The sequence below is a fragment of the Spiroplasma endosymbiont of Polydrusus pterygomalis genome, from assembly GCF_964030825.1.
GTDB lineage: Bacteria > Bacillota_I > Bacilli_A > Mycoplasmatales > VBWQ01 > Spiroplasma_E.
This window is the reverse complement of sequence record NZ_OZ034964.1, coordinates 101,697-114,466: the sequence shown is the minus strand read 5'-3', so window position 1 is coordinate 114,466 and position 12,770 is coordinate 101,697. Positions and strand designations below refer to the sequence as shown.

The 12,770-nt window shown below is 23.2% G+C and carries 10 protein-coding genes and 1 CRISPR repeat array; of the genes, 2 read left to right on the top strand and 8 right to left on the bottom strand.

What is annotated here, in order from left to right:
• Positions 1 to 88 precede the first annotated feature (88 nt).
• The 3 genes from mnmG to ACQH25_RS00530 all read right to left on the bottom strand — a co-directional run bounded on the left by mnmG (position 89) and on the right by ACQH25_RS00530 (position 3,369).
• The gene (gene mnmG, locus ACQH25_RS00540) at positions 89 to 1,972 is read right to left on the bottom strand and encodes a tRNA uridine-5-carboxymethylaminomethyl(34) synthesis enzyme MnmG (protein WP_425381355.1); all 1,884 of its coding nucleotides are present in this window, start codon (positions 1,970 to 1,972) and stop codon (positions 89 to 91) included.
• Between the two features lie 345 nt (positions 1,973 to 2,317).
• The gene (locus ACQH25_RS00535; protein ID WP_425381354.1) at positions 2,318 to 2,446 is read right to left on the bottom strand and encodes a hypothetical protein; all 129 of its coding nucleotides are present in this window, start codon (positions 2,444 to 2,446) and stop codon (positions 2,318 to 2,320) included.
• Positions 2,447 to 2,601: 155 nt separating this feature from the next.
• Positions 2,602 to 3,369 (bottom strand): exonuclease domain-containing protein, encoded by a 768-nt coding sequence (locus ACQH25_RS00530; protein ID WP_425381353.1) that lies wholly within the window; start codon positions 3,367 to 3,369, stop codon positions 2,602 to 2,604.
• A gap of 719 nt (positions 3,370 to 4,088) precedes the next feature.
• On the opposite strand from ACQH25_RS00530, the gene cas1 reads away from it, so the two are divergent.
• Both cas1 and cas2 read left to right on the top strand, forming a co-directional pair.
• The gene (cas1, locus tag ACQH25_RS00525) at positions 4,089 to 5,024 is read left to right on the top strand and encodes a type II CRISPR-associated endonuclease Cas1 (RefSeq protein WP_425381831.1); all 936 of its coding nucleotides are present in this window, start codon (positions 4,089 to 4,091) and stop codon (positions 5,022 to 5,024) included.
• A 16-nt stretch (positions 5,025 to 5,040) separates the two neighbouring features.
• Positions 5,041 to 5,349, top strand: a complete 309-nt coding sequence (gene cas2 / locus ACQH25_RS00520) for a CRISPR-associated endonuclease Cas2 (protein ID WP_425381352.1) — start codon at positions 5,041 to 5,043, stop codon at positions 5,347 to 5,349.
• A 1,180-nt stretch (positions 5,350 to 6,529) separates the two neighbouring features.
• Positions 6,530 to 8,413: direct repeats of the CRISPR family, unit length 36 nt; unit sequence GTTATATTTTACACAAAAATGTCAGAGGACTAAAAC.
• 49 nt (positions 8,414 to 8,462) lie between these two features.
• Here the strand turns inward: cas2 and ACQH25_RS00515 are convergent.
• From ACQH25_RS00515 to ACQH25_RS00495, 5 genes are all read right to left on the bottom strand, one after another.
• Positions 8,463 to 8,861 (bottom strand): hypothetical protein, encoded by a 399-nt coding sequence (locus ACQH25_RS00515; RefSeq protein ID WP_425381351.1) that lies wholly within the window; start codon positions 8,859 to 8,861, stop codon positions 8,463 to 8,465.
• 72 nt (positions 8,862 to 8,933) lie between these two features.
• The gene (locus tag ACQH25_RS00510) at positions 8,934 to 9,605 is read right to left on the bottom strand and encodes a hypothetical protein (protein WP_425381350.1); all 672 of its coding nucleotides are present in this window, start codon (positions 9,603 to 9,605) and stop codon (positions 8,934 to 8,936) included.
• 65 nt (positions 9,606 to 9,670) lie between these two features.
• Complete coding sequence (gene cas9, locus ACQH25_RS00505; RefSeq protein WP_425381830.1) at positions 9,671 to 11,581, bottom strand: type II CRISPR RNA-guided endonuclease Cas9; 1,911 nt, start codon at positions 11,579 to 11,581, stop codon at positions 9,671 to 9,673.
• A gap of 21 nt (positions 11,582 to 11,602) precedes the next feature.
• A complete protein-coding gene (locus tag ACQH25_RS00500) occupies positions 11,603 to 11,887 on the bottom strand; it encodes a hypothetical protein (protein ID WP_425381349.1) in 285 nt (94 codons plus the stop codon).
• Positions 11,888 to 12,186: 299 nt separating this feature from the next.
• Positions 12,187 to 12,756, bottom strand: a complete 570-nt coding sequence (locus ACQH25_RS00495; RefSeq protein WP_425381348.1) for a GNAT family N-acetyltransferase — start codon at positions 12,754 to 12,756, stop codon at positions 12,187 to 12,189.
• Between the last annotated feature and the right edge of the window lie 14 nt (positions 12,757 to 12,770).

Genomic DNA, 12,770 nt, shown 5'->3' with positions numbered 1-12,770 from the left:
TATTTTGTTTAAATACTATATAATTTTTCTTAATCAGAAAAAAGATTAAATAGAAAAATAGTGAGTTTAATTGAAAAGTCACTATTTTTTAAATATTTAAATATGGATATTTACGTTTTAAAAAAAATAATAAAACTTGAATATCAGCAGGACTAACTCCAGAAATTCTAGTGGCATGACCAATTGTTAATGGCCTAACACGCTTTAACTTCTCTCTTGCTTCACCAGTAATACTTTCTACTAAATCATAATTAATATCATCAGGAATCTGTTTTTTTTCTAAACTATTAGCTTGTTGTGCCATTTTTAGTTGCTGATTAATGTATCCTGAATACTTAATGGTAATTTCTAATTCCATTAATTCATGATATTGTAAATCATTGATTAACGGTATTTGCGAACTAAATATTGATAATTTAACACCTGGTCGTTTCAATAATTCATAAGCAATAATATAATTATTAGGAATTGGACCTAAATTATTACTATTAATATATTCAGCAAATTGAGAATAAGGACTAATTTTAATACTTTTTAACTTTTCAATAATAGTTAACATTAATGCTTGTTGTTTGTTAAACTGTGATCAGCGTTGCTCGCTAATTAAACCAACTTGATAACCATATTTAATTAATCGTGTTTGCGCATTATCATTTCGTAATAATAAACGATGTTCAGCTAATGAAGTTAATAAACGATAAGGTTCAATTGTTCCTTTTGTTACTAAATCATCAATTAAAACACCAATATATGCCTCATCACGTTTTAAGATTAATGGTTTTTCTTTTTTTATTTTTAAATGAGCATTAATACCAGCTATTAAACCTTGACATGCTGCTTCTTCATAACCACTGGTACCATTAATTTGACCAGCACTAAACAAATTTTTAACTAATTTAGTTTCTAATGTTGGTCACAATTGTGTTGGCTCAAAAGCATCATATTCAATAGCATAAGCTCATTTTAAAACCTCACAATTTTCTAAACCAGGTAAAGTTCTTAACATTTTATCTTGGACATCAATTGGCATTGATGTTGAAAAACCTTGAACATAAATTGAATCTAATGTCAGTGATTCTGGCTCTAAAAAAATTTGATGACGAGGTTTATCAGCAAAACGAACTACTTTATCTTCAATGCTGGGACAATAACGTGGGCCAGTACTTTGTGCTTCACCATTATACATTGGTGATTTATCTAAATTGTTATTAATAACAGTATGAGTTTTATCATTTGTATATAATAAATAACAAGGTAATTGTTTTGTTAATGATAGAAAATCTTTAGTTTGATAAGAAAATGCTAAAGGTAAATCACTACCCAATTCAATACTAGCTTTGCTAAAATCAATACTATCTTTTTTAATTCGCGGTGGCGTACCAGTTTTTAAACGAATCATATTGAAACCTAAAGTTTTTAATTGTTGTGAAATACCATTACTTGTTCTTTGACCATCTGGTCCTTCTGACTTTTTATCCTGACCTTGTAAAGTTAATGCTGTCATGTAAGTACCTGTCGTTAAGATCACAATTTCACTAGTAATTTTTTTACCATTTTCTAAAATAACACCTTTAGCAGTTCCTGCTTCAATGATTAATGTTTGCACCATAACTTCTAAAATTGTTAAATTTTCTTGTTTATTTATTGTGTTTTGCATATATTGTGAATAAGCAATTTTATCAGATTGCGCACGAATAGCCCACACTGCTGGACCACGTGAATTATTTAATAATTTCATTTGTAAAGCAGTAGCATCTGCTGCTTTAGCCATTTCTCCACCAAGTGCATCAATTTCACGAACAACAACTCCTTTGGCGGGTCCACCAATGGAAGGATTACATGGCATTAATGCAATTTTAGTTCTATCAAGAGTAATAATAGCAGTTTTATGTCCTGCTCGTGCACAAGATAATGCTGCTTCAACGCCAGCATGACCAGCACCAATTACAATAATTTGATAATCATTTTTCATTGATTTCACCTCCATTTCAAAGTTATTAATTATTAAAATTAATAATATTAAAAATAAAAAATTATATTTTTTAATTTCTTTAGTAATGTTATCATAAACATTTAAAATATTCATGTACTTTTTGTGATTTTATTAATGAATATAACTTTTAATTAAAAAATTACTATATTTTAACTTATTATATTTATATAAATATAATAAGTACTTAAAGCTAATAACTTAAAAAAGAGGTAACATTAGATAATAACTGTTATTAAAATATTAATATTGCATTTAAAAAATAATAAATATATTAATTATTACTAATTAATATTAATAATTCTTCTTTTTAAAGTAAATAAATACTTATTTACTTTTAAACATTTTATTTATTAACACAAGATGTGTTTTTATTGAAAAAACACTTCTGTCATTAACATTGTTGACTGTACCTAATGCTGATAAAACATATGCAACATCTATTTCTTTTTCCATAACTGTAACCTCTTTTGTATACAATTTACTTAAATAATTTATTTTAATAATATCCCTACATAGTATAATTATAATGTTAATTTTTAAATTTGCAAACTTTATTTGTAATCTCATTTTTAATTAACATAATTTCAAGCTTTCAATATCTGAAAATACTATGATAAAAAATCATCAAATAATTTATTAACTTTAAGATTAAGATTCTCACATAAATTTTTTAAATGATATTGTTCACTAAAATGTAAATTAATTAATTTATGTAAAGTAATAATATTTGTTAATGGATCTTGATAATCAAATTTAATTTGATTACTATGGGCAAGAGCGCTTAAACGGGTATTGGGATAATCATAAGCTTTTTGAAATAATTTAACTGAACAAATATAAAAGAAATTTGGACATTCTAAATTATAATGATTAATTAATGTTCTTAAAACATTAACATTAAAATGAGCGTGATGAGCAATAACAACAGTATTTTCGTTAAAAAATGTAACAATATCGATTCATAATTGTTTAAAATTTACCATTAGTGATACATCTTCACTAGTAATACCATGAACATGAGAAAAAGTGAATTCTTCAGGATATGGTTTAATTAATGAACTATAACTTTTAACAATCTTACCCTGTATTACTTTAATCATAATTAACTGACAAGCACTTGTCTTATTTACATTGGCAGTTTCAAAATTAATAAAAACATAATCAGTATCATCAATTCCTCATTGATGGATACTAAATTTTTTCTTGTTATTTAATTTTTCTTGTTTTTTCTTTACTAACATTTTCTTAGCAAAAAGATTTTTACTATCTTTACTATTATAATGTTTAAAAGGTGTAATTAATTCTTGTTTTTCTTCTATCTTAATATTTGTTTCAAATTTATCATTTGTTTCAAAATCATCATCTGTTTTTTTCATTTTTACACTTTTAAAAAACATATTAATGGTAATAGCACCTTTCTATCTAAATTTTCATAATTTAATATTGGTTATTCCTTTGATAAATTATAACATTGATAGGTTAAAGTAACTATATTTTTAGTTATAAAACTTTATTTTTTCCTAAATTAATTAATAAAATATTACCAATATTTAACATAATTTTAACTTGTCAATATCTTAATGTCATATATTTACGACTTTATTTTTTATATTTTTATAAAATTAGATTAAATATTATTTTTAATAATTAACTACTAATATTTATTTCTTCAATATTATGATAACAAATATTGCTTTAATTAATATTTTATTTTTAAAATAAAAACTAATCTAAATCAATTAGTGTAAAGTTTTATTATTAATGTATTAACATTTATATTATTCATTTTCTAATTTATAAGATAAATATCTTTATATTATTAAAATAATTTATTAAAAATAATTAATATAAATAAATTAAAAAATCTATATTAATATTGAATATTTACTAAATTAATCATAATCATTCTTAACTAATGTTACTAATTATTAATATCATATGTTAAGATTAATAATCCAATTATCATTTTCACGCATTAATGTGCTAATTTTTAGCACATTAAAATTATATTAAATTTACACTTTAAACGACTATTATCTTTATCTAGTATTGAAAAAAAATACAAATAAATGTATAAAAGAATTATTAACATAAAATAAAAGGAGGAATTTTTATTTCATGAAAATCTGTTATTATAAAAAAATCGGAAAAAATTTTCTTAAAACAAAATCAATTATGTGTAATAACAAATGAAAAAGAAGCGTTATTTAACTTAAAAGATATAAACTGTATAATTTTAGAAAATAATTATACTTATATTACTACACAAATATTAGCAAAATTAGTTATGAATAATATATTTATTATCATATGTAATAATAAATATGATCCAGTGGGAATAACTTTATCATTAAATCAACATTGACAACCTTTAACTATTTTTGAAAAACAAATAAATATGAAAGAACATTTTAAACTTGAACTAAGAACTTTAATTATTGAATATAAAATAAAAAACACTTTAATCGTAATGAAAAAACTAAAATGCAATGATAAAAGTATTAGTATGATAGAAAATTTTGCAAAAATAATTATTCTTGGTGATAAGACTAATAGAGAAGGTTTAACAGCAAAAATATTTTTTCGTGAACTTTATGGAAGTAATTTTATCCGTTTTAGTGACAATGCGATTAATAGTGCATTAAATTATGGATATAAAATTTTAATGAGTGCTATTTCTAGAACTATTTCTAAATATGGATTAAATAATTATTTAGGAATTTTTCATATTGGTAAAACTAATCCTTTTAATTTAGCATGTGATTTTTTAGAACCACTAAGGCCTTTAGTTGATTACTGAGTAACAAAACATATTAACACTATTCAAAATCATATTTCTTATAATCATAGATTAGAATTAATTAATTTATTAAATCAAAAAATTATTATTAATAATAAGGTTGTTACTATAACAAGAGCAATTGATTATATGATTAGATCATTTATTACATGTTTAAATGAAAAAACTATAAAAAAATTAGAATTACCAACACTAGATTTTAATCTATTAGAGGATGAAAGTAATGAATAATATGAGGTATCGATATATGCGATTATTTATACTATTTGATTTACCAACAATTACTAAAAATGATCAAAAAAATTATAGTAAATTTCGACAATTATTATTAAATCAAGGATTTTATATGATTCAATTTTCTGTATATGCTAAATTATGTGCTCATCATGATGAAGTTATAAAAACGAACAATATTATTGAAAATCATTTACCACCGAAAGGTAATATTCGTTCTTTAATGGTAACTGAAAAACAATATGAAATGATGAAAATAATGATTGGATCTCAATCATATCAAGAAGATATAACAACTATAAATGCTATTATTGAACTTTAAGGAGAATATTATGAAGAAAATTCAATTTACAAATCATATATTTGATAAACAAAATATTAAAATCAAAAATAATCTTGCTATAATTATTGGTGATAGTAGAAGTGGAAAAACTGAAATTCTTAATACTCTAGAACAAGGTTTAAAAGGCAAAATCAATGAATTTTATGTTGATGAACAAAAAGTTAATAATGATAGTTTTCAAGTCATTCATTTACAAGAATATTTTAATTTAAAAGAAAATTTAAAATTAAATAAAACATCAACTTTACGTAATCTTTTAATACAAAATATTAATAAAAATGTTATTAATTCTAATCAAAAAAAATATCAAAAAATAATTATTAAATTAACCGAATTACATGAAAATTTTTATGAATTATTAAGCGAAAGTTCTCTTAATTTACTTAATAAAACTGATGGCATTAATAATAATTTACAATTAAAAGCAAATCTAGAAATATTTTCTATTAATAATATAATTGATAAACTTTTAAAAATTCAAATTATTAATAACGAAACTAATAACATAATTGATGAAGAAAATTACAGTCATTTTATGTTACGAGTATTATTATTTAATATTTTAAAAAATAGTCTAGATTTAAACGATAAATTACGTCCAATTATTATTTTAATAGATTTACCTGAATTATATGGTACACCTAAAATATTATTTGAATTAAACAAATGATTTAATAAATTATTAACTAAAAATATAACTTTAATTATCGTATCAAATAGTCCTGAATATTTAATTTCTTTAAAACCTTCATTAAATAGTATTAATCTAATAACTAATAATAGCATAACTTCAATAGAAAATTTATCGTTAATAATTAAAAATGCTATTATATTATTTTCATTTTGGGAATCTAATCAAAGAGATTTAATAAGTTATAAAAATAGTTTATTTTGTTTAATTGACGATGAGGATGTTAAAAATGAAAAAAAGTATATTTATGAAAATATTTTAGAACATATAATTAAGAGCTTATTTGCCGATGAAGTAAATTTAACTATTAATAAATTAAAAAATGTTTCAAATGAAAAATATGCTATTCAACATGTAACTTCAATTAGAAATTTAATTTTTATTTATACAATTCTTTTAAGTGGTTTTAATATTAATTCAATTTGAAATAGCGAAGGTATTAATAACTTTGAAAAAATAAATAATTATTTTAATTAATAAACAAAAATGTCAGAGGACTAAAACAAATAGATAAAGTTAAATTAGAAAAAATTAGTTATATTTTACACAAAAATGTCAGAGGACTAAAACAAGGGAGAGAAAATATTATAATGGACACATGTTATATTTTACACAAAAATGTCAGAGGACTAAAACATGAAGTATGTAGTTTAATTGATAAAGCTGGTTATATTTTACACAAAAATGTCAGAGGACTAAAACAACAAATAAAAATTTAAGAGAACAAAAAAAGTTATATTTTACACAAAAATGTCAGAGGACTAAAACAACAAATAAAAATTTAAGAGAACAAAAAAAGTTATATTTTACACAAAAATGTCAGAGGACTAAAACTTGCATTACCTCTAATTCCCCATTGAGTTAGTTATATTTTACACAAAAATGTCAGAGGACTAAAACGTTTAAAGTTCAATTGGTAAATATTGAAAAGTTATATTTTACACAAAAATGTCAGAGGACTAAAACTCTTGTCCTGGTGTAGTTGGTGTTCTTTTAGTTATATTTTACACAAAAATGTCAGAGGACTAAAACTTCATTTGTCTTTTAGAAAATACAACTTTAGTTATATTTTACACAAAAATGTCAGAGGACTAAAACAACTCCTTGTAAATGCATATATTAATCCTAGTTATATTTTACACAAAAATGTCAGAGGACTAAAACATTGTGTAGCGTGCTGTATATCCGGCACTTGTTATATTTTACACAAAAATGTCAGAGGACTAAAACTGAGTAACAAAACATCAATATTTACTTGCAGTTATATTTTACACAAAAATGTCAGAGGATTAAAACAACATTAATTGATAAGTCGTTAAATTTTTCGTTATATTTTACACAAAAATGTCAGAGGACTAAAACTTCCTTGAACTTGATTTAAGCGGTAATTTTGTTATATTTTACACAAAAATGTCAGAGGACTAAAACATTCTTTATAAAAATAACAATTTATATTTTGTTATATTTTACACAAAAATGTCAGAGGACTAAAACAATAATAAAACTTTAACAGTTAAATATATCGTTATATTTTACACAAAAATGTCAGAGGACTAAAACAGGTTTTGGTTTCGGTATCATTCGTTATATGTTATATTTTACACAAAAATGTCAGAGGACTAAAACATATAACTAATATTAATAATGTTATGTTTAGTTATATTTTACACAAAAATGTCAGAGGACTAAAACTGAGTAACAAAACATCAATATTTACTTGCAGTTATATTTTACACAAAAATGTCAGAGGACTAAAACAATAATAAAACTTTAACAGTTAAATATATCGTTATATTTTACACAAAAATGTCAGAGGACTAAAACCTGTTGGAATATAGTCATATTTATATATTTGTTATATTTTACACAAAAATGTCAGAGGACTAAAACTAAACTACAATTGAAAAAACGAAACAATGCGTTATATTTTACACAAAAATATCAGAGGACTAAAACTCCGTATTCACTAGATGCTAGGTATCTTATGTTATATTTTACACAAAAATGTCAGAGGACTAAAACACTTAAATTTCTAATATATGGTTCAATTGCGTTATATTTTACACAAAAATGTCAGAGGACTAAAACTGCTGGTGTTCCTTTTACGCTGTATTCTTTGTTATATTTTACACAAAAATGTCAGAGGACTAAAACTGCTGGTGTTCCTTTTACGCTGTATTCTTTGTTATATTTTACACAAAAATGTCAGAGGACTAAAACTTTGCACTTGAATAAATAACATTTGTATAAGTTATATTTTACACAAAAATGTCAGAGGACTAAAACTTTGATTTTCCTTTTAATGAATATATTGTTGTTATATTTTACACAAAAATGTCAGAGGACTAAAACCTCAAATTTATTTTAACAAATATAAATATTAAGTTAAAGTAGTTATACATTAACTTGGAACTATTTTCCCTAATATACTAGGATTCAATATCTTAAATTGATCTTTTCAATTGCTTATAGAATCATAATAATTTTGTGTTTTAAAAAATTTCTTATTTTTTTCTAAATCTTGAATATTGATTGTACCTAAAAAGTTTGCATATACTGAAGCACTCATTTTACCATGAAATACTTTAATTACTTTTTTATTTTGTTTTTTATCATAATATTCAACAATATTTCTAGGAACTAAAACTATACTTTTCTTTTTAAATTCTTCTAAGGTTTCAGGTTTGGCATCAACTCTTCTAATTCATTGATGCTTATCATTAAAATTAATTACTACACCATAATACTTATTAACTTCCCAAAAAGTATTATTTTTGTCTCTTATATAAGAGTCTTTCAAATTGCCATTTTTATCAAATAAACTACGAATAGTCTTTCTTTTAATTTCTTTATTATCTTTATCTAATTTTAATTAAAAATGACTATTAACAGGCATTTGACTAGAAGTAATAGCGCCTGCTAACTTATAATCAACTTTATAAGAGATAAATGGATAATGAATATTACCTTTAAAACCGCATTTATTCATTTTTTCTTGATATTCTTCTTGATTCAAAATGCCATCATATTCAGGTATTTCTCTTTTTCTTATAACAATTTTATCAGGAACTTGCATTTCTTTATTATCTTTATTAGTTAATTTAATTTCTTCTGCTATTTCAGTTTTTTTTAAAATTACAGGTATTCTCTGTTCGATAACTTCTTTTAGATCTTTAACTAATGAAGACATAACTTTAGATGGTTGCTTTTCAGAATAAATTATTTGTTTTAATCTTTTTTCTGCTTCATGAACATACAATTTAGTATCACTTCTTCTTCATTTAGCTAAAATATCATTACATTGTTGGTGATATTCTTCTTTAGAAATTTTATTCTTAAATAATATTCGTTTTAAATTAATAATTCTAGCAATATCACTTGCAAAAGTAACATATGAAGTTGAAATAAACTGCGTTAAAATAATAGCATCAACAGCATGATGAAAGGGAGTAATGTCACGAACCTTTGTATCTAAACCTCAAGCACTGTCTCATAATCAAGTACGACGAAATCTGGAAGTAACATTACCATTAATAGCCTGCACATCTGTTGATAATACTTCACCAGTATTTCTTTCTCAATTTTTAAATTCACTTTTTAATCAATTAGTTATATAACGATATATATATATATATATCTTGTATCATTTAAATTTCTTGATACAAACTGATCCAATAATTCATCATCAATATCTTTAGTTATTAAATATTCATATTTTTTATCAGATAAATTTTTTCTAATCACTTTTGTAATAAAATAAAGATAAGATTTCTTATGTGCCTCATTCATTTTTAATCATTGTAATGGTGTTTGCTTTCCCTTTTCTTGATTTGCTTTACTACAAACAAGCACTAAGTTATTAAATGAATCATCAGCCATTACTGATTGTGGAATAATGTGATCAACTTCCAAGCCATAACTTCTTCCAATCTCTTCGATAGTTATTTGATGATGATCTTGGCAGTAAATACATTTTTTATCTTGCTGTTGTCATAAACGATATTTTAGGATATTTCTATCATTTGATTTTATTCCATTGAGCTTTAATATTTCTTCAATATTAACTTTTTCGTTATAATTAAGTTCATTATTTTTTTTAATTGCTTTTCTTTCGACAAATGATTTTGCTAATTCTCTGGCGACTTCAACATTTATTACAACAAAAGAACCATACTCTTTATGCAAAGCACTAATTATTTTTCGTGCTTGATTAATCGCTCGAAAAACAACAGCATTTTTGCTCATATCTTCATCTTTAATTGGTTGAAATAATTTCTTCTTTATGTTATTTGTAAAATTATATATTTCATTTTCATGTTTTTTAATAAATTCTGAATAAAATTTTCCATACGATATTCCTGATGCAAAAGCATCTATTGCTTCTTGCATGTATTTAAATGAAGTATTAGCAGTACTAGTATTAACATTAGATGGTAATTCAACAAATTTTTCAATTTGTTCATTTGTTAAATTAATTTGTTGAACTTTAAAAAATGCTGTTAGTTTATCTCTACGTCTTTGTGGTGTAATATTTTTATGTAAAATTTCTCCTATTTTATTAAAAATATGATTTGATAAATTACTAAAATCAATTGTTTTAAAATGTTCAGGTAATAAAGAATTTAAAAGTTTTAAAAAACCAAAATTAAATTTTAATTCTTCATTACTTCATGTATTTTTATCAAAAATTTTCTTATCAATATTAGACACTGCAATAATAAGTTTTTTTAACTTATTTTTATCTAAGATATTACCATTCTTAATTTCTTTAAAAATAATATTAACAACTGCTATGACTTCATCCTTTTCTAAATATTTTACAGTAAAAGTTGAAAGCGCAGATACCAATTGAAATATTTCAAATATTAAAGTACAACGATAACCTCTTTTTTCCTGACGATAAAATGAACAAGTACCTTCAGTTGCTAAAAATGATTCAAATAAACGATGTTTTTTCATTTTTGCTTTTCATTTATTTTTTTGTTCTAAATCTTTTGGTCCAGGACCATCTTCAAAATCTCTTTGTCTTAAAATAAGATCATTAATAATATTATTAATAACTTCTTCAGTTAATTGATGATAAAATTCTGCTTGTCTTGTTAAGATCATTTCTAATTCTTTCTTATAATCTTCACGAGAAAATAAATAACGATAATTAACATCTTTATTTTTTGATTTTTTATCATCTTCTGATGCTATTATTTTTACTTTTTTATTCTTATTATGAATTAATCCTAAAGTATTATCATTAATCTTATGTTTAAAACTGGCATCAGAAATAATTGCCTGAGCAATAGTACCATAAGTTTTTACAAGATTTGTTGCTTTATTGATTAAATCATCTAATTTACTTTCTTTATCTTTTTCATCTTCATTTTCTTTGGTATTGTTATCATTATAACCACGATGATTAGCAATATTTATTAATACTACTGCTAGTTCCTGTTGAGTTAATTTTGATGTTAACCCTTTTACTCTAATAACATAAGGATTAAAATATTTAGTTTCATCATATTTAATATTATTAGTAATTTTAAAATTTTAAAAAAAATTATTTATTTCTTCAATTTTAATAATTCCTTTAGCTTGTAAAAATCTTTTTAAATCATTTATTCTCTGTTTTCTTCTTCGAATTAATCTTCTAGAACCTCTAAATATCCTTCTTTGTTCAGCATTAGTCCTACCATCTTTGGGATTTTCTGAAGAATCAAATAATCTTACCCCAAAATCATCAATGTAATAATCTTTGTTTTCTTCTGTCATAACTGCTCATCCAACTGATGAAATTCCTAAATCTAAACCTAAATAATATTTTTTAGCATTCATTAATCTGAACCTCCTAAAAATTATTGTTATAAAATATTGTACACAATAAAATGTAAAATAAAAAGAGGCATAAGCCTCTTTTTAAAGGAATTATAACGGATACCTTTTACCGTTCAGGGACTAAAATTAAAAGATTTTATCCTAAGATCTTACTCCACTGTCATTTTTGTGTAAATATCTTTGTCTAACAAAGATAAGTAAATAATAACAAAATAAAATCTAATTGTAAAGTATTATATTTTTTTTAATAAAGAAAGAACAAAAAAATTATAAAATTATTCTTTATAAAATAAATAACACTACTTAAAATATTCACTACGAATAATACTAAATATTTTACAATCACTAACTTTGCCATCTTTAATAAAGTTACTACGTGAAATTCCTTCAAACTGCATACCAACACTAAGCATTGTTTGTGCTGAAGCAATATTTTCTTTAACACAACTACCCTCAATTCTAATACTATCAGTATTTTCAAAACCATACTTAATAATAACTAATAGTGCTTCTTTGGCATAACCTTGTCCTCATACTTCTGGATTAAAAGCATAACCAATTTCTAAACATTTAGTATGAGCAAAATAGCGAATAAAACCACAAGTACCAATTATGGTATTATTTTTATCATTTTTTAATTGTACTGCTCACATTAAAGAAGTTCGTTGCTGATACTCTTTTAATAAACTATTAATAAAATTAATACTATCATTAATGCTTTTATGAGTTGTTCATGGGACATATTTCGTCATCTTTGCATTTTTAGCATAATTAAATAATGCTTGTCCATCATTTAGGGTAATAGGACGTAGTTTTAAACGCTGACTTTCAATAATGGTAATAGTTGGTAAATGATTACTATCATTCATAAATTTCTCCTTTA